We start from the raw sequence: 21,371 nt of genomic DNA on the forward strand, positions 1-21,371 counted from the left end.
TATTTCTAAGTAGGAGGAATACTTATACTCTCAACTGATGTGGGATAATATATATTCTTACTTTAAATGCCGAAATCAAAAATGATGAAATCTGTACACGCTCAATTTTTACACTTACTATTATTATTTATTGGAGTGGCTTCCATAAATGCGCAAAACTACAAACCTGCTGATGCCTTAATTGGAAATAAAACTCTTAAAAAAGGAGTACTATCCAATGGCATGACGTATTATATTTATCCAACAGCGGTAAATAAAAACACAGCAAGTTATTATATTATTCAAAACGTAGGCTCTATTTTAGAGAATGACAATCAGAAAGGATTGGCACATTTTCTGGAGCACATGGCTTTCAACGGAACTAAAAATTTTCCCGGAAAAGGAATTTTGACGACTCTCGAAAAACAAGGGGCTGTTTTTGGAAATAATATAAATGCTTACACCAGTTTTGATGAGACGGTTTATAATTTTGACAATATTCCGTCAACAGATCCTAAAGTAATTGATACTGCATTGCTGATTTTGCACGATTGGTCCCATTCATTACTATTAACCAATGAGGAAATTGATGCCGAACGTGGTATTATTGTTGAAGAATGGAGAACCAGGCAAAACGCATCAACCCGCATTTCTAATTTGTTCAACCCTTATTTGTACAACCATTCGCTGTATGCAAACCGTGTTGCTATTGGTGATATGGATATTGTAAGACATTTTGATTACGCTTTGCTACGAGATTTTTACAAAGAATGGTACCGTCCCGATTTGCAGGCAATTGCCGTTGTTGGGGATGTAAATGCTGAAGAAATTGAGCAAAAAATAAAAACATTATTTGCTGATGTTCCGAAAGCTAAAAACCCGAAGAAACGATTTGAGGTCGCAATTCCGGATCATGAGGAACCATTTTTTAAGTTAGCGCTCGATAAAGAAATAACAAATTCGACTATATCTTTTAAAATCATTCAAAATGGAACAGGTCAGAGCCAGACTTTTGCTGATCTGAAGCAGTCAATAACGAGAATAATGGCGTTTTCGATGCTCAACGACAGATTGAATGAATTAGCACAGAAAGAAAACTGTCCGTTTAAAAATGCGGAGGCTTATTATTCTAATTTTAGAAGAGTGAATGATGTAATGGGGATGGATATTGCTCCAAAACCAAATAAACAGGCAGAAGCTTTAGCTGTAGTTATGGATGAGTATATACGTGCCGGAAAATTTGGTTTTTCGGAAGGTGAAATTCAAAGAAAAGTAACTTTCATTAGTTCTTTTTACGAAAACTATATCCAATCAGAGAAAGAAGTTTCACATAGCAGTATTGCCAATAGTATACAATCAGATTATCTTTTGCATCGACTGTTTACAGATACTAAAAGCGAGTTTGAAATGATACAATCTATTTTGAAAGATATCGATTCAAAAGCTCTTCAGGTCGAATTAACTCGTGGATATACTTCAAAAAACAGAGTAGTGACCGTTGAAGGGATGGAAAATGAAACCAATTTAACAAAGGAAAACGCTTTTGCTATTATTGCCAAATCAGAAAACAATCCTTATTTAAAGCCTTATGCAGACAGTTTTAATGATAAGTCACTGTTGACTGATGTAACAATTGTTCCGGGTAAAATTACTGCTGAAAAGGAAAGTAAAGAAATCGGTGCTACTACTTATATTTTAAGCAATGGCGTAAAGGTGCATTATAAATTTGCAAATAAAAATGTAAATGATGTACAGTTGTATGCGGAAAGTTTCGGGGGAGCGTCCTTATATGATCTCAAAGATCTGCCATCGACATTTGCACTGAACGGTTTGACAGATGCTTCAGGTGTGGGAGCATTTTCTAATATTAATTTGGAAAAAATTCTTTCAGGAAAGGTTGTCGGTACGGGAATAAATGTAGGAGATTTAAATGAGACGGTTTCGGGTAATGCCAAAGTAAAGGACCTCGAAGCAATGCTGCAATTGGTGCATCTGCGTTTTGTAAAGCCACGTTTCGACAAGGAAATTTATGATATTAAGAAATTAGATCTTCAAAATTATCTCGAAAACAAAGACAAGGATATCAATGCAAAAATGACCGATAGTATCAATGCAATTGTTTACGGAAAAAATAATCCCAGAGTAAGAATTTTGGATCAGCAGTTTATTGATGATTTGTCTTTTGAAAGAATAAAAGCAATTTATAAAGAACGATTTTGTGATGTTTCTAACTTTGAGTTTTTTATTGTAGGTGACGTAACACCGGAAGTGCTGAAACCACTATTAGAAAAATACATCGCCAGTATTCCCGGTATAAAAAGAGAAGAAACATTCAAAGACAAAACACCTGTCTGGAGTTCCAATAAAATTAAAAAAGAAGTTTTAATTAAAATGGAAACGCCCAAAAGTACTGTCAATATTCAGTTTGAAAGCGATTTTAAATACACTTCTAAAAATGCTGTTTTGGCAGATATGCTGCGTGACATTTTGACTTTACGCTATACAGAGAATCTTAGAGAAAAAGAAGGAGGAACTTATGGTGTTCAGGTCAGTGCGGCAGCTTCGAGATTTCCAAAAAATACGGTTGCCCTATCGATAAATTTTGATTCAGATCCGATCAAAGTGAACACTTTACTTCCTACAGTGTACGACGAAATTAACAAAATTAAAAAAGGTGTTTTGGTAAAAGAGGACCTTGCAAAAACTAAAATCAACTACTTGAAATCAAGAGAAGACAGCAAAAATTTCAACAGCTACAGTTTGAGTTTATTATACAATTTTTTTGAGTACAATATAAACATGGATAATCCTGCAGCTTATGTAGATATTGTAAATAGCATCACTGAAAAAGACATTCAGGAGTTTGCTAATGCATTTCTAAACAAAGCCAAGTCTTACGAAATTGTTTTTAAGCCATTGAAGTAGCCGGTATTTGGTATAGAAGGGGTGACTTTGTTCAGAATATTATTTTATTTTGCTTAAAATGTCATTGTGTTTAAAAGGTTATAAAAACTAGGTATACACAAGATTCTCACAGTAGGATTATATTTAATCGCTTTTAAATTAATGCTAAATATCTTGTTAATTTATTAAAAATTGAATTAAGGGCAATTTCTTTAAATTTAAATGGTTTATTTTATTGAATTCATAGCAATTCATTAGGTTGTTATTGATAATTTTGCTGCTGTAAATTTTAAATGGATAGGGGCTGAGTTGTGAAGAGATTTACTAAAAAAATGTAAGTTAATTTTATGACCGTAGACAATTGGCCCAAACATATTCAGAAGTCTTTTATTCTTTTTAAGAGTATTTTTTTTGAATTCCTTTCTCTTTTTAGCTTTAAATCCATATTACCTGACAATAAGGTAAAACTAACCAGTTCCGTAAAGTATTTCATCCTTGCTTTTTTCTTAGTTTCATTCCATTCTCAGGCTCAGGTTCAGGAAATCACCCCCCGAATCAAACAACTAGGAGAGAAATTAAGAAATTTAGATACCCGTAATCAAACAGACAGTATCAGTTACTTAATTGATAAACATCTCACCAAACCTGATTTGAGTGTATATGAACTTCAATTGTTGCATTTTTTTAAGGCTAATTACTATAAAATCATCGGTAGATCATCGGATGCAATCATTTTTTTGAATAAATCTATTGCGCTGAAAGGCGAAGGAAAGGAATCGCTGAAAACGTATTATAGAAGTCTATATATATTATCGGATTTATTATTTACTCAAAAAGATTATAAAAAAGCATTTTACTATGCCAATTTATGCCAAAATGAAATTTCGCCAGCTGACAGTCCGAGCAATTATATAGTACTGCATTTAATTATTGGATACTATTATTACATCAATTACGATCACAAGAAAAGTATGGAAGAATTTTTGCTCACAGAACGTGTAGCAAAGAAGTATAATCCATGTAAGCTTGCGGAAGTTTATGTCAAAACGGCCCGTGTGTACAGCAGGCAAAACAGAATAGAAAAAGCAAAAAAAGCGATTACCGAAAGTATAAGAGTGGCTGACAGCTGCAATGATTTAGAGAATAAAATTAACGCCTTACGAACCTTAAGAGAAATTATGGTCGAGCAGGGAGAGTTTGAAGCTGCTCATAAAACATTCGAAAGACTGGATCGATTAGTAGGAATAGAAGATACGAAGATTCGAAACAGCAGAATTGATTCGTTTGAAATTGCGAACAAAATCAAGTTAAAGGAACAGCAGAATACTTACCTGAAAAGAATCAACGATAATAAAGAAGAGCGTCTGCAAAAACAGAAAGTGGCTCTTATTGCTTCGTTAATCGGAATTACGTTGTTAATCATATTGTTGTATTCGATTGTAGTATTGACCAAAAAGCAACGAATTACCAATGAAACGCTAAAACTTCAAAAAGAGCAAATTGAAGTAAAAAATAATGATCTTAAACGTCTTAATTTATTGCACCAAAAGATTTTTACGGTAATCTCCCATGACTTTAAGGAACCAATCACAACCTTAAAAATTTTATTGGAGAAAGAAGAGATACTTAAAAATGAAAATGAGATTGTATCAACTTACATGAAAGCAATTGGGCAGCAATTGGAACAATCGGATGCCATGCTTACGAGTTTACTCGATTGGGCCAAAATGGAATTGATTACCGCACAATCGGGTTATAGCGAGATTATGCTGCACAACCTTATCAACGCTGCCTGTAAGGAGTTAGCACATCAGATAAAGGCCAAGAATATTACAATTGAACTTAAGGTCGCAAAAGGAACAATCGTTGTTTTCAACTCGGCTGTTTTAAGTATAGTCTTGCGAAACGTTATCAACAATGCCATTAAATTTAGCTATATCGACAGTACTATTGTGATAGAATATGATCATCATGAAATAATCGTAACAGATTCGGGAAAAGGAATCGAGCAAAAAAAGATTGACAAATTATTCAAGCAGAAAATAAATCCGGGACTAGGTACTAATCTGGAATCTGGGTTTGGAATCGGGCTCTATTTGTGTCAGGAATTAATGCTGAAAAACAAAGGAACGCTTGCTGTTTTTAACAATGAATCAGCAGGTTGTACTTTCAAAATTATCTTGCCGAAATAGGGAAAACCGCTATTTATTTAACAATTTTTTTGTCGCTAATTTGTACTATGATACATATTGCATTTTTTGAAGACCAACCTATTGTTTGTGGGGGTCTTACTAGTTTTTTTTCAAATCAAAAAGATTTGGAAGTGCTTTTTTACGCGACAAATAAGCAAGATTTATATCTTAAAGTTCAGCAGCATTCAGGATTAGATTTAATTATTGTTGATCTGATTGCAAGTGATGTGCAGGGACTGGAAGTTTATGAATACCTTCATAAAAATCACCCTGATTTGCGAGTAATTGCTTTTACCTCTCTTTCGAGTCCTATATTAGTCGAAAACCTATTGGCTATGGGCGTAAAAGGTTACGTTAATAAAAATCAGGACAGCGAAGATCTTTTAGAAGCTATTAGATTAGTATGGGAAGGCGGAGTTTATCTGCCGGACGACTATGCCTTTTTATCCAAACAGAACAGGGTAGGCACGGCAATTACGCTAACGGCAAAAGAGCTTACGATCATGCAATACATTATTAGAGAATTTACTACAGCCGATATTGCCGGCGAACTAAAACTTTCGGTCAATACGGTCGAAAATCACAGAAAAAACATTTTTAGCAAACTCGATGTGAGTAATGTTGCCGGTATGGTGCGCGAGGCATCAAAACTGGGACATATTAACTAGAGTGTAGTGGTGATTTAGGTCCCTTTGACTTGAGTCTAATCGCTATAATTTTTGAATATCAAGGGATATTCGAAGAGTCTTTGTATGGAATTTTAATTATTTATTATATGGTGAACTTTACTTTTTTTAAAACCCGGTTTTTTGTTAGAAGAAGCGCTCTGGAGGAGGGTTTCTTAATCTCTTTTACTTCGCTTGATTTTGATGCTTTTATCCGAAAAAGTAATCGCTTTTCACCCGATACATTTATTAAAGATCTTTTTTTTACTCTCATGCATTCGCTACAGCAGCAGGAATTAAAATGGCATTCAGGTTGTTATCGGGAGATAAATACTATAGCAGTTACTAATAATCAAAACTATTAAAATGTTGAATAAAATTACATTAAAATTAAGGCAATTACAGCTGACTTTTATACTGTGCTTCCTTTCTCTCTTCAGTGGATGGAATGTCTTTGCTGAAGGGTCTAAGGATTTGTTCCCCAGTGGGGCAACAGGGTACAGGATGTTGATGTCGAGTACCAATAATTCTATTAATACAACGAATACCTGGGGCGTTGCCAATCGGGGAAAAATGTATGTTTATGCTAATGCCGGAGAAGTGTTGTACCTGGGTTCTTCTGCTCAAGGGAAAACTGGTTCAGGTGTTGGAAGAATTATCTTAACCGCACCAAATGGTACTTCTTACAATAGCGGAACAAGTACGACTGTAGGTTTAATTTCTAGTAGAGCACAAGAATTAAATGGCCCTTCAGCATTAGTAGGAGCAGGGGGGTATAATGCTTATTCCAGAACTGTAGGTGCTTCTGAAAGTGGAATTTGGATTGTCGAATTTTTGTCAGATTCTCCCAATTTAGCTCCATCTCCTATGCCTGGTGGGAATGCAAATATACAGGCTAATTCAAATTGGACACAAGCTACTAATACTTGTTATATTGTGGCTTGGGATGTAACGGTTGCCGCTTCAGGTGTCGCTAAATCAGGTCGTGTTTATGCGAATGTTTTAACAGGTCACTTAGGAGATGCAACAAATCAGTGGAATTCCAATTTAAAGGTTTTAACATATGACGGATTTCAATACAACATCCAAACCAATGGGGTACGACCTGTTTATTTTAATTTCTTTGTTAATAATAAAGGATTAAGATCGGGTGTTTCGAATAGTGCAGCACCAGTATATACAAGTTCACCGTTGGCTAGAGTTAATAATTATTCAAGCAGCGCAACGGACTATTCTTTTCATAACCCGACCGACTCGGATGATTTGACTAATTTTACGCATAAGATTTTTTATAATACACCGGATCCTTCTATGCCTGCGGAAGCCAATATTTATAATGGTTCAGCAAGTACTACCTGGTTAAATAAGCCCATTATAACCCAAACGATAAGTAATGTAAATTTAAGAGGAGTTGAAGGAAGCTCATCGGGTATGGGAACCGCTCCTCTAGGTGGGTTTGTGACTTTTGACGCGAATACAAATGCCAATTACACCATAGAGATTGATGTTAATAATAATAACTCTATGGCCGATCCTGTAGACAGAATCCTACGCGGTACTGCCGTTGCAGGTTCAAATTCTGTTCGTTGGGATGGTAAGGACAATCAAGGTAACTCTATACCATATGGAGCAAAGGTCAAAGTGGCCGTGATTTTATTTAACGGAGAAGTGCATTTTCCTTACATCGATGCCGAAGATAATCCGCAAGGAATTATTATTACGAGAGTTAACGGATCTAATCCTAATAGTAATATTTATTGGAATGATTCAATTATAACAGGTGATTCAGGAGGTGTAGCCCCTAGTCCGGTGGATGCTTCTTCACGTACCTTAAATACCAGTAGCGCATCAGGCGCACATAGATGGTCTGGAGGATATGGTAATCTGGGTTTAATAGATACCTGGTCTTACGTATATACAACGCCACCTACTCCGACAGAATTTTCGGTTATTCAGAACGCTGCCGATTTGGCGGTAACAAGTATTAGTGATGTGGTAAGTGGTAATGTGGGATCAAATGTTACCTATACAGTTGTTGTTAAGAACATTGGAGGACCAAACGATGTAACCGGTGCAAAATTTAAATTTTCAGATTTAGCCTTAGGTGCAAATTTAGCGGTACAATCTTTTACTTCTTCCTCTACTTTAGGAGGTGCAATTACAGCACAAACAATTACCGGTGGAGTTCTTGATGCTACGGTTGATTTACCCAAAGATGCAACAGTTACCTTTACAATTGTGGTAAAGGTACTAGCCGCGGGGGGAAGTAATCCTATAGTTAAAGCAACGATCATGCGTCCTGCAGATTTAACAGATCCGGACGCTACTGCCGATACACATATTGGTACACCTCCGGTAGACCCGGATGTAGAATGTGACGGAACGCCTAGTGGTGTGGGATGTAATAATGCAAAGACAGATGCCTTAACAGTTATAGATCCTTTGCCATTTCCATCTACTACAAACTCTTGTTTAGGAGTGTTTTTAAGTGATGTAATTTCCTCTAATCCGCCAACCAGTATCTATAAACCGGCGACTTTTACCGGAGATTTTATCGGTCGTGATAATGCCATTAACTTTGCTGTTGGAGGGAATCTTACCATAACAAATGGTGCCGAATATGAAGGACGTAGTTTTGTATATGGGAATTTTACCATGAACAAAACAAGTGCTTTTAATCTTGGAGTGGCCGGAGTAGGGTCTTTTATTGTACCGGATGATAATAAGAATATTTTAACCATAGGGGGTAATTTTGATGCCTCAGTAGCTTCAGGTAATTTAATACTGGGAGGAGAGAGCGGTAATGGTCAAAAGTCCTATGGAACTATAGTTTATAAGGGAACAAAATCTCCTAATGTTAAAATTACCGGAGATGCATCTAAAGTTATTAATGAAGCTACTTTAGATTTAACACCTTATAATGATGCGTTCAATGCTTTACAGGTTTCAAGTACGGCCTGGAATCAGTTGCCAAGTGATCCAAAGGTTACTTTTACAAATGATGGATTCGGAACTTATACGTTTACTTGTTTAACACCTGCTGTTTCAAAATCGTATGTGATAAACATCCCTAATGTTTTAGCATCAAGACCAAATGGTACTATTAATTTTGTTGGTTTTCCGGATACTGCGAGTTTATTAATTAACGTACCCGGTACAACAACAAACTTTAATATTGCTACATTTCAGTTTAATGGTGTAACTCAGGCAGTAGGTAGTGGGAATAAAGCACCTGCGAATGAAGTAGCGCCTTTTTCACTACGAATTTTATGGAATTTACCTACAGCCACTACTGTTTCTTTAAAAGGAGCTCAGTTTTGGGGAAGTATGGTTATTCCACAACGTACAGGTACGGTTACCAACGAAATGATTGGTATGAACGGCCGTTTTATTGTTGGTGGAAATTTAATTCAAAACATTGGCGGTTCAGAAACACATAATTATCCTTTTAAAGGAGAAATCAGTACCACTGATGCACCAGTCGTTACGACACCAGTGAATTATTGTCAGGATGCAACAGCAACGGCTTTAACGGCAACAGGTTCAAACCTGAAATGGTATACTGCTCAAACAGGAGGTGTTGGAAGTGCAACTGCACCAACACCTGCAACGACGACCGTTGGTACTACAACTTATTATGTTAGTCAGACGGTTGGAAATTGCGAAAGCGCCAGAACCGGAATTGATGTTGTAATAAAAGAAAAACCTGTACAACCAACAGCAGGAACAGTAACTCAACCTACTTGTTCAGTGGCTACTGGAAGTTTTGCGATTTCAAATTATAATGCTGCTTATACTTATACGGTAAACCCATCAACAGGAGTTACTATTTCAGGGGCTACAGTAACCGCTCCGGCAGGAACTTATACCGTGACGGCTACATTGGGAACTTGTAGTTCAGTAGTTTCAGCTGATGTTGTGATAAATGCACAACCTACAACCCCGGTACAACCAACAGCAGGAACAGTAACTCAACCTACTTGTTCAGTGGCTACAGGAAGTTTTGCGATTTCAAATTATAATGCTGCTTATACTTATACGGTAAACCCATCAACAGGAGTTACTATTTCAGGGACTACAGTAACCGCTCCGGCAGGAACTTATACCGTGACGGCTACATTGGGAACTTGTAGTTCAGTAGTTTCAGCTGATGTTGTGATAAATGCACAACCTACAACCCCGGTACAACCAACAGCAGGAACAGTAACTCAACCTACTTGTTCAGTGGCTACAGGAAGTTTTGCGATTTCAAATTATAATGCTGCTTATACTTATACGGTAAACCCATCAACAGGAGTTACTATTTCAGGGACTACAGTAACCGCTCCGGCAGGAACTTATACCGTGACGGCTACATTGGGAACTTGTAGTTCAGTAGTTTCAGCTGATGTTGTGATAAATGCACAACCTACAACCCCGGTACAACCAACGGCAGGAACAGTAACTCAACCTACTTGTTCAGTGGCTACAGGAAGTTTTGCGATTTCAAATTATAATGCTGCTTATACTTATACGGTAAACCCATCAACAGGAGTTACTATTTCAGGGACTACAGTAACCGCTCCGGCAGGAACTTATACCGTGACGGCTACATTGGGAACTTGTAGTTCAGTAGTTTCAGCTGATGTTGTGATAAATGCACAACCTACAACCCCGGTACAACCAACAGCAGGAACAGTAACTCAACCTACTTGTTCAGTGGCTACAGGAAGTTTTGCGATTTCAAATTATAATGCTGCTTATACTTATACGGTAAACCCATCAACAGGAGTTACTATTTCAGGGACTACAGTAACCGCTCCGGCAGGAACTTATACCGTGACGGCTACATTGGGAACTTGTAGTTCAGTAGTTTCAGCTGATGTTGTGATAAATGCACAACCTACAACCCCGGTACAACCAACGGCAGGAACAGTAACTCAACCTACTTGTTCAGTGGCTACAGGAAGTTTTGCGATTTCAAATTATAATGCTGCTTATACTTATACGGTAAACCCATCAACAGGAGTTACTATTTCAGGCGCTACAGTAACCGCTCCGGCAGGAACTTATACGGTAACTGCTACATTGGGAGCTTGTAGTTCAGTAGTTTCAGCTAATGTTGTAATCGCTAGTGAATGTGCTGGTATTTCAGTAAGCAAAAAAGGAACTTATGTAGATGCTAATGCCGACGGTATTGTAAACGCAGGCGATAGAATTGACTATACTTTTACCGTTACCAACACAGGAAACGTAACTCTGGCTCCGGTAACCATTACCGATGCTAATGCAGTGGTAAGCGGAAGTTTAGCGAGTTTAGCTCCCGGAGCAACAGATTCGTCTAGTTTTACAGCCGTTCACACCATCACTTTGGCCGATATGAATAACGGTCAGGTAGACAACGTAGCTACTGTAACAGGAACCCCTCCAACAGGAGCTCCGGTAACAGCAAAATCAACCGATCCAAGTCCAATTTGTGCGACTTGTCCACCAAAAGACCCAGCGGCATGTCCAAGCTGTACAGTAGTACCTTTAACGTCTTCACCAAAAGTAACGGTAAGCAAAAAAGCTACTTATGTAGATGCTAATGGAGATGGTATTGTAAATGTAGGCGATAGAATCGACTATACTTTTACCGTTACCAACACAGGAAACGTAACCTTGGCTCCGGTAACCATTACCGATGCTAATGCAGTGGTAAGCGGAAGTTTAGCGAGTTTAGCTCCAGGAGCAACAGATTCGTCTAGCTTTACAGCCGTTCACACCATCACTTTGGCCGATATGAATAACGGTCAGGTAGACAACGTAGCTACAGCTACAGGAACCCCTCCAACAGGAGCTCCGGTAACAGCTAAGTCAACCGATCCAAGTCCAATTTGTGCGACTTGTCCACCAAAAGACCCAGCGGCATGTCCAAGCTGTACAGTAGTACCTTTAACGTCTTCACCAAAAGTAACGGTAAGCAAAAAAGGAACTTATGTAGATGCTAATGCCGACGGTATTGTAAACGCAGGCGATAGAATTGACTATACTTTTACCGTTAGAAATACAGGAAACGTAACCCTGGCTCCGGTAACCATTACCGATGCTAATGCAGTGGTAAGCGGAAGTTTAGCGAGTTTAGCTCCAGGAGCAACAGATTCGTCTAGTTTTACAGCCGTTCACACCATCACTTTGGCCGATATGAATAACGGTCAGGTAGACAACGTAGCTACAGCTACAGGAACCCCTCCAACAGGAGCTCCGGTAACAGCAAAATCAACCGATCCAAGTCCAATTTGTGCGACTTGTCCACCAAAAGACCCAGCTGCATGTCCAAGCTGTACCGTAGTTCCTTTAACGTCTTCACCAAAAGTAACGGTAAGCAAAAAAGCTACTTATGTAGATGCTAATGGAGATGGTATTGTAAATGTAGGCGATAGAATCGACTATACTTTTACCGTTACCAACACAGGAAACGTAACCCTGGCTCCGGTAACCATTACCGATGCTAATGCAGTGGTAAGCGGAAGTTTAGCGAGTTTAGCTCCCGGAGCAACAGATTCGTCTAGTTTTACAGCCGTTCACACCATTACTTTGGCCGATATGAATAACGGTCAGGTAGACAACGTGGCTACAGCTACAGGAACCCCTCCAACAGGATCTCCGGTAACAGCAAAATCAACCGATCCAAGTCCAATTTGTGCGACTTGTCCACCAAAAGATCCAGCTGCATGTCCAAGCTGTACCGTAGTTCCTTTAACGTCTTCACCAAAAGTAACGGTAAGCAAAAAGGCAACTTACGTAGATGCTAATTCAGATGGTATTGTAAACGTTGGCGATAGAATTGATTATACTTTTACAGTAACCAACACAGGAAACGTAACCCTGGCTCCAGTAACCATTAGTGATGCTAATGCAGTGGTAAGTGGAAGTTTAGCGAGTTTAGCTCCCGGAGCAACAGACTCGTCTAGTTTCACGGCAGTTCACACCATCACTTTGGCTGATATGAATAACGGTCAGGTAGACAACGTGGCTACAGTTTCAGGAACTCCTCCAACAGGATCTCCGGTAACAGCTAAGTCAACCGATCCAAGTCCAATTTGTTCAACTTGTCCACCAAAAGACCCAGCTGCATGTCCAAGCTGTACCGTAGTTCCTTTAACGTCTTCACCAAAAGTAACGGTAAGCAAAGAAGGAGTTTACGTAGATGCTAATGCAGATGGTATCGTAAACGTTGGCGATAGAATTGACTATACTTTTACAGTAACCAACACAGGAAACGTAACCCTGGCTCCAGTAACCATTACCGATGCTAATGCAGTGGTAAGTGGAAGTTTAGCGAGTTTAGCTCCAGGAGCAACAGATTCATCTAGTTTCACGGCAGTTCACACCATTACTTTGGCTGATATGAATAACGGTCAGGTAGACAACGTAGCTACAGCTACAGGAACCCCTCCAACAGGATCTCCGGTAACCGCTAAGTCAACTGATCCAAGCCCAATTTGTTCGACTTGTCCACCAAAAGATCCAGCTGCATGTCCAAGCTGTACCGTAGTTCCTTTAACGTCTTCACCAAAAGTAACGGTAAGCAAAAAGGCAACTTACGTAGACGCTAATGCAGATGGAATCGTAAACGCAGGCGATAGAATTGACTATACTTTTACAGTAACCAACACAGGAAACGTAACCCTGGCTCCGGTAACCATTAGTGATGCTAATGCAGTGGTAAGTGGAAGTTTAGCGAGTTTAGCTCCCGGAGCAACAGACTCGTCTAGTTTCACGGCAGTTCACACCATTACTTTGGCTGATATGAATAACGGTCAGGTAGACAACGTGGCTACAGTTTCAGGAACTCCTCCAACAGGATCTCCGGTAACAGCTAAGTCAACCGATCCAAGTCCAATTTGTGCGACTTGTCCACCAAAAGATCCAGCGGCATGTCCAAGCTGTACAGTAGTACCTTTAACGTCTTCACCAAAAGTAACGGTAAGCAAAAAAGGAACTTATGTAGATGCTAATGCCGACGGTATTGTAAACGTAGGCGATAGAATCGACTATACTTTTACCGTTACCAACACAGGAAACGTAACCCTGGCTCCGGTAACCATTACCGATGCTAATGCAGTGGTAAGCGGAAGTTTAGCGAGTTTAGCTCCAGGAGCAACAGATTCGTCTAGCTTTACAGCCGTTCACACCATTACTTTGGCCGATATGAATAACGGTCAGGTAGACAACGTGGCCACAGCTACAGGAACTCCTCCAACAGGATCTCCGGTAACAGCTAAGTCAACCGATCCAAGTCCAATTTGTTCAACTTGTCCACCAAAAGATCCAGCGGCATGTCCAAGCTGTACCGTAGTTCCTTTAACGTCTTCACCAAAAGTAACGGTAAGCAAAAAAGCTACTTATGTAGATGCTAATGGAGATGGTATTGTAAATGTAGGCGATAGAATCGACTATACTTTTACCGTTACCAACACAGGAAACGTAACCTTGGCTCCGGTAACCATTACCGATGCTAATGCAGTGGTAAGCGGAAGTTTAGCGAGTTTAGCTCCAGGAGCAACAGATTCGTCTAGCTTTACAGCCGTTCACACCATTACTTTGGCCGATATGAATAACGGTCAGGTAGACAACGTGGCCACAGCTACAGGAACTCCTCCAACAGGATCTCCGGTAACAGCTAAGTCAACCGATCCAAGTCCAATTTGTTCAACTTGTCCACCAAAAGATCCAGCGGCATGTCCAAGCTGTACCGTAGTTCCTTTAACGTCTTCGCCAAAAGTAACGGTAAGCAAAAAGGCAACTTATGTAGATGCTAATGCCGACGGTATTGTAAACGTAGGAGATAGAATTGACTATACCTTTACAGTTACCAACACAGGAAACGTAACCCTGGCTCCGGTAACCATTAGTGATGCTAATGCAGTGGTAAGTGGAAGTTTAGCGAGTTTAGCTCCCGGAGCAACAGACTCGTCTAGTTTCACGGCAGTTCACACCATCACTTTGGCTGATATGAATAACGGTCAGGTAGACAACGTGGCTACTGTAACAGGAACTCCTCCAACAGGATCTCCGGTAACAGCTAAGTCAACTGATCCAAGCCCAATTTGTTCGACTTGCAGGCCAATAGATCCTACTTGTTCAACCTGTACAGTAGTAAGTTTTATTGATGCGATTGATGAAACACCATTGGTAGTTAATGGACTGAACGGAGGTACCACGGTTTCTGTATTGTTGAATGACAAATTACATGGTACACCTATAGTCGCTTCAGAAGTAAATTTAAGTGCGGTTTATTTACCGACAGGAATGACATTAAATACCGATGGTACTATTAAGGTTAATACTGGTACTGCACCAGGCGTTTATACTGTAATTTATAGTATATGTTCAAAAGCAATGGCAGCAGCCGGTACACCAATGTGTGATCAGGCTGAAGCTAAAATTACAGTAACGGCAACAGTTGAACCAATATTCGAAAATGGAACTATTGCATCAACAGGAGGAACTGTTTTCACAAACATTGCAAGTAACGATAAAGTAAATGGAGTTCCGGCAGTATTAGGAACAACAGGAAATGCTACAGTTGCAGTGTCAGGAACATGGCCAACAGGAATTACTTTAGATCCGTTAACCGGAAAAGTAAGTGTTGCGGCAGGAACCACACCGGGAACTTATAATGTAGTTTATGAGTTATGTGACAAACTAACTCCGGCAACTTGTGCGACGGTTTCAGATGAAATCAAAGTAACTCCAGTGGTAGAGCCAATATTCGAAAATGGAACTATTGCATCAACAGGAGGAACTGTTTTCACAAACATTGCAAGCAACGATAAAGTAAATGGAGTTCCAGCAGTATTAGGAACAACAGGAAATGCTACAGTTGCAGTATCAGGAACATGGCCAACAGGAATTACTTTAGATCCGTTAACCGGAAAAGTAAGTGTTGCGGCAGGAACCACGCCGGGGACCTATAATGTAGTTTATCAGTTATGTGACAAACTAACTCCGGCAACTTGTGCGACGGTTTCAGATGAAATCAAAGTAACAGTAATTGCAGGGACATCAATAATTGCAAATGATGATAACATTCCAAACGTAAATGGAATAACAGGAACACCAAATGCAGGGAATGTACTAGCTGGTAATCCAAATTCGGATACTTTAAATGGCGTACCAGTTGTTATTAGCCTGGTTGATTTAAAAGTGACAACACCGGCAGTTCCAAAAACACCTGGAGCAGCAGTTCCGGTAATTGACACTACCACAGGAACAATAAGTGTTCCAGCTAATACACCGGGAGGTATCTATACATTAACGTACAGTATTTGCGAAAAATCAAATCTTTCAAATTGTGATGCTGCAACGGTAACCCTATTTGTATCAAGACCAAGTATTGCTTTAGTGAAAACGGCACATTTCAATGATGAAGATGGTGACAGTAATGCAAAAGTAGGGGAAACCATCACGTATAATTTCACAGTATCCAATACAGGAAATGTAGCGTTGACTAATGTTTATATAGTAGATCCGTTAACTGGAATTACCATGACCGGAGGCCCAATAAATTTAGCAGTGGGAGAAGAGGATAGTACTTCTTTTACAGGAACTTATTCGATCGTACAAGCTGATATTAATTCGGGAAGTATATCGAATCAAGCCGAAGTTTTTGGAACAAGTCCTGATCATATTGAGGTAAAAGACAAATCAGATGATAGTAGTGTATTGGGGGATAAACCAACTGTTTTATCGCTACAAGGTTGTGTAATTAAAGTATTCAATGCGGTTTCTATAAATGGAGACAGTAAGAACGAGAGATTTTATATCCAGGGATTAGAATGTTATCCTGACAATACGGTTCAGATTTTTAACCGTTGGGGAGTTTTGGTTTTTGATCGTGATCATTACAATAATAATGATATTGTTTTTAGAGGTATTTCTGAAGGACGTGTTACAATCAAAGATTCAGATGGATTACCGGAAGGAACTTATTATTATATCATTAAATACAAAGACAACCAATCCAATCCACATCAGGAGGCGGGGTATTTATACCTGACCAAATAATATTCTGTACTAATAAAATGGCTTAGTCAATAGGCTAAGCCATTCTTTAAAAATAAAATAAATGAAAAAATTAGTTTTAGTTTTATTGTTTTGTTCTACTGCAGGTTTTGCCCAGCAAGATGCGCAGTTTACACAATACATGTATAATACCATCAATATAAATCCTGCTTATGCCGGTTCCCGCGGAGTTATGAGCATTTTCGGATTGTATCGCACCCAGTGGGTTGGATTGGATGGAGCACCCGAAACCAGTAGTTTTTCGTTAAATACACCCATAAATAATAATGTAGGTTTAGGAGTATCGTTAGTCAATGATAAAATCGGACCAACAAATGAAAACAACATATCAGCTGATTTCTCTTACTCCATACCAACATCTGCAACCGCGAAACTTTCTTTTGGTATTAAAGGTTCTGCCAATATATTTAAGCTGGATCCTACAAAGTTAAACCCGGAACATCAGGGAGATACCCAGTTTCAGGATTTTCAGAATAAATTCGCTCCAAATATCGGAGCCGGAGTTTACTGGCATACGGATAAAGCTTATGTGGGATTATCTGTTCCTAATTTTATTCAAACTACACGCTATGACGATAACGATTATTCAATCTATAAAGACCGTATCAACTATTATTTCATAGCTGGTTATGTATTTAATCTAAATCGTTATGAAACGATAAAATTCAAGCCGGCTTTAATGACTAAAATGGTGGAAGGTTCACCATTACAAGTAGATGCATCGGCTAATTTTATGTTCAACGATAAATTTGTAATCGGAGTAGCTTACAGATGGAGCGCTTCTTTTAGTGCTTTGGCAGGATTTCAGATAACCGATAGTATGTATTTAGGGTATTCCTATGATCGTGAAACCACCCGATTGGTAAACTACAACTCAGGGTCGCATGAGATATTTCTGCGTTTTGAATTCTTAAAAAATTACAGCCGAATAACTTCACCAAGATTCTTCTAATTATGAAAATAAAAAAAATAGCATATACAGTCTTTCTGTCTTCCGTTTTCTTTAGCGGAATGGCACAAAAGTCAGGTTTAGACAAAGCTGAGAAAAATTACAATCAGTATGCTTACATAGATGCAATTGCTACTTACGAAAAGGTAGCAGAAAAAGGGTATAAAGAGGAAAAAATGCTCCAACGATTGGGTAATGCCTATTATTTTAATGGCGAGTTGGTGAGGGCTTTAAAATGGTACAAAGCTCTTTTCGGAATGAATGATCAACAGGAATTTGAGTATTATTACCGATATGCTCAAACTCTAAAAGCAACAGGGAATTATGCCAAAGCCGATAAAATATTAGAGCTTTTCAACCAAAAAGCAAGTACTGATAAAAGAGGATTGTTATTTGAAAAAAATAAAAATTATTTAGAGCAGATAAAAAATAATTCAGGACGATTTGAAATAGCCGATGCCGGAATTAATTCAAGATACTCAGATTATGGAAGTTCTTTTTTAGATAATAAATTGGTATTTGCGTCTGCCAGAGACACAGGCGGAGTTGCCAAAGCAAAATTCAAATGGACCAATAAATCGTTTACCAATCTTTATTCGGCGGAATTAAACGCTGATGGCAGTGTTGGAATTCCGAAGCGTTTTGAAAATAAGATCAATTCAAAATTTAACGAATCAACTCCTGTTTTTACAAAAGACAGACTAACGATGTATTTTACCAGAAACAATTTTTTAAACGGTACAAAAGGGACAGACGACAAGAAAGTCACTTTGCTGAAATTGTATAAGGCAAGTTACATAGAAGGTAAATGGACAAATATTGTTGAATTACCTTTTAACAGTGATCAATACAGTGTGGCACATCCGACATTAAGTGCAGATGAAAAAAAGTTATACTTTGCTTCAGACATGCCGGGTACTTTTGGGCAATCAGATTTGTATAGTGTGACGATTAATACTGATGGCAGTTTTGGTAAACCTGAAAACCTGGGAGCCGCAATTAATACTGAAGGAAGAGAAACTTTTCCTTTTATATCAGGAGATAACGAATTGTATTTTGCCAGCGACGGACGTCCGGGATTAGGAGGACTTGATGTGTATGTTTCGACTATTAAAAATGATTTGACTTTTAGCGAAGTTCAGAATGTTGGAGCTCCTATTAATACAAAACTGGATGATTTTGGTTTTATATTAGACAGTAAAAGCAGGACAGGTTTTTTCTCATCAAACAGAGATGGAGGACATGGTTACGATGACGTTTACCGTTTTTCGGAAACCAGAATATTGCCTTGTGAGGAGATTTTATCAGGAACTGTGATAGATGCTGAAACAAATTTGGTACTGGAGAACGCTAAAGTAAATTTGCTTGACAATCAGCTTCAGATAATAGGAGAGGTAATAACCGGAGCCGATGGCAAGTATAGTTTTAAAGTAAATTGCAATAAAGAATACTTTGTTCGCGCTGCAAGACAAGATTATGATACTAATGAATTACCTAAAGCAATCGATAAAACAAGTTTGACATTGCCTTTGAAAAAAACGCCACAAAAAGTAGTCGAAAAAACGATTGAAAAATTGATTGTGGGTGATGATTTGGCGAAAATTTTACACATAAAAATGATTTACTTCGATTTGGGTAAATCGATTGTTCGAAAAGAGGCTGCCATAGAGTTAGAGAAAATCCGTCAGGTGATGATTCAAAATCCAAGTATGAAAATTGATGTTCGCTCGCACACAGACAGCCGACAAACTCATGCTTACAATGAAAAACTATCCGACAGAAGAGCTAAAGCAACAGTTGCATGGCTTGTTAAAAAAGGAATAGCTGCTGATCGCATTACCGGAAAAGGATACGGAGAAACACAATTACTGAATAAATGTGCTGATGGCGTAAAATGTACTACAGAAGAACATCAGGCGAATCGAAGAAGTGAGTTCATTATTGTTTCGATGTAATAAAGAGTTAGCTTTTTTAATAAAGTTGAGTTAATTAAATTGTTATGAAAAGCTGCAGGGTAATCCTGCAGCTTTTTTTTGTGCCGTACAGTCTGGAAAAAGATCCAATTGTATTAAGCTTTTATACAGATTAATTTATATTTTATTTATGACAAAACAGATTTTACTTTTTTAAAAGTGTTAAAATAATCGTTATATTTGATGTAGTTATTTGTTTTAAAGTGTTTTACGATAGATAACATACCAAATTCCCCTTTTGTCAAATCCGCTGGTTTAGCATATTCTATTATTTAGGACTCAGATTACAATTTTTTTAATTTAAATTAAATTCAGGTATGAAATCATTTATGATAAATACTTTAATGGTAATTTTTATGATTCATTGTACGGGCATTTATGCACAGACGATTAGGCAAAATCAATTACCTGCGGTATGGACTCTGGAACAATGCATTGCTTATTCCAAGCAGCAGAATATTCAAATTAACACCTTGCGTTTAACTACTAAAAGTACAGAGCAGGATTTATTACTTTCAAAAGCAGCGAGATATCCTAATCTTTCCGGTAATGCATCCCAAACGTTTACCAATGCTAAAAATGCAGATTTAGTGGTGGGAGGTTTTCAAACCCAGGCCAGTTTTGCCGGAAATTATTCTTTAGCTTCATCAATGGTTTTATACAATGGGGGATATTTAAACAATGATGTCAAACAAAAAGAGCTGCTTACAAAATCGGCACAGTTTAATGCCGAAGCCGCTGAGAACGACATCACCATTCAAATCACACAAGCTTATTTGACTATTTTACTCACAAAAGAAAACAGCATTTATCTGAATGAAATTGTAGAAACTTCCAAAGCACAATTGAAATTGGGAGAGTTAAAATACAATGCTGGAAGTATCGCTAAAAAAGATTTTGTTTTGCTGAAAGCACAATTGGCAACAGACAATTACAACCTAATTTCGGTTCAGAATAATGAACGTCAGAATACCTTAACACTAAAACAATTGCTGCAGCTTCCGTCAGGTTACAATTTAAACATTCAGAAACCGGAAACGGTAGTTACCAATTTGCCGATAGAGAACTTAGAAGAAGCTCAAAAGATCGCACTCGAGCAAAGACCGGAGATAAAAAGCAGCCAATTAGAAAAAGAGGCGGCCGATTTAGAATTACTAAAATCCAAAGCAGGGTTTAAACCCACACTTAGTGCAAGCGGAACTTTGGCTTCAGGTTATTCAGACAACCAAAGCACACCATATCCGTCACAGATTGATAATAATTTCTATCAGCGTTTGGGACTTTCCTTATCGATTCCGGTATTTACGAATCGTATTGCAAGAACCGGAGTTGAAAAATCAAAGATCGCGATCGACCAGTCCAAACTTAATTTAACCAATGCAAAAACGGTGCTTTCACAAAAAGTAGAACAGGCGTACATCAATGTTCTGAACGCTCAATCTCAGTTTACAGCTGCACAGGAACAGCTTGATGCAAATACCGAAAATTACCGAATTGCCAATGAGCAATTAAGATTGGGAGGAATCAGTACAGTAGATTATCTGTTGGAGAAGAATTTATACATTCAGGCCTTTCAGAATTTTATACAAGCAAAGTACAATGCGGTTGTGAGTTTAAAAATATACGATTTCTATAAAGGAGATCCCATCAAACTATAAAA

7 protein-coding genes are annotated in these 21,371 nt (G+C 38.3%); all 7 read left to right on the forward strand.

What is annotated here, in order from left to right; all coding sequences use genetic code 11:
• Positions 1-81: 81 nt before the first annotated feature.
• The 7 genes from OLM58_RS17800 to OLM58_RS17830 all read left to right on the forward strand — a co-directional run bounded on the left by OLM58_RS17800 (position 82) and on the right by OLM58_RS17830 (position 21,369).
• Complete coding sequence (locus OLM58_RS17800; RefSeq protein WP_264529962.1) at positions 82-2,904, forward strand: M16 family metallopeptidase; 2,823 nt, start codon at positions 82-84, stop codon at positions 2,902-2,904.
• A gap of 326 nt (positions 2,905-3,230) precedes the next feature.
• The gene (locus OLM58_RS17805) at positions 3,231-5,075 is read left to right on the forward strand and encodes a sensor histidine kinase (protein WP_264529963.1); all 1,845 of its coding nucleotides are present in this window, start codon (positions 3,231-3,233) and stop codon (positions 5,073-5,075) included.
• Between the two features lie 47 nt (positions 5,076-5,122).
• Positions 5,123-5,743, forward strand: a complete 621-nt coding sequence (locus OLM58_RS17810) for a response regulator (protein ID WP_157495883.1) — start codon at positions 5,123-5,125, stop codon at positions 5,741-5,743.
• Between the two features lie 363 nt (positions 5,744-6,106).
• Positions 6,107-16,771, forward strand: coding sequence for a choice-of-anchor A family protein (locus OLM58_RS17815; protein ID WP_264529964.1), 10,665 nt, complete (start codon positions 6,107-6,109; stop codon positions 16,769-16,771).
• A 61-nt stretch (positions 16,772-16,832) separates the two neighbouring features.
• Positions 16,833-17,741 (forward strand): type IX secretion system membrane protein PorP/SprF, encoded by a 909-nt coding sequence (locus tag OLM58_RS17820; RefSeq protein WP_264529965.1) that lies wholly within the window; start codon positions 16,833-16,835, stop codon positions 17,739-17,741.
• A gap of 2 nt (positions 17,742-17,743) precedes the next feature.
• Entirely contained in the window at positions 17,744-19,693 is a 1,950-nt protein-coding gene (locus tag OLM58_RS17825; protein WP_264529966.1) for an OmpA family protein, read from the forward strand.
• Between the two features lie 335 nt (positions 19,694-20,028).
• Positions 20,029-21,369 carry a TolC family protein gene (locus tag OLM58_RS17830; protein ID WP_264529967.1) on the forward strand — a complete coding sequence of 447 codons (1,341 nt, stop codon included), beginning with the start codon at positions 20,029-20,031 and terminating at the stop codon, positions 21,367-21,369.
• Positions 21,370-21,371 lie beyond the last annotated feature (2 nt).

It is taken from the genome of Flavobacterium sp. N502540 (genome assembly GCF_025947365.1).
GTDB lineage: Bacteria > Bacteroidota > Bacteroidia > Flavobacteriales > Flavobacteriaceae > Flavobacterium.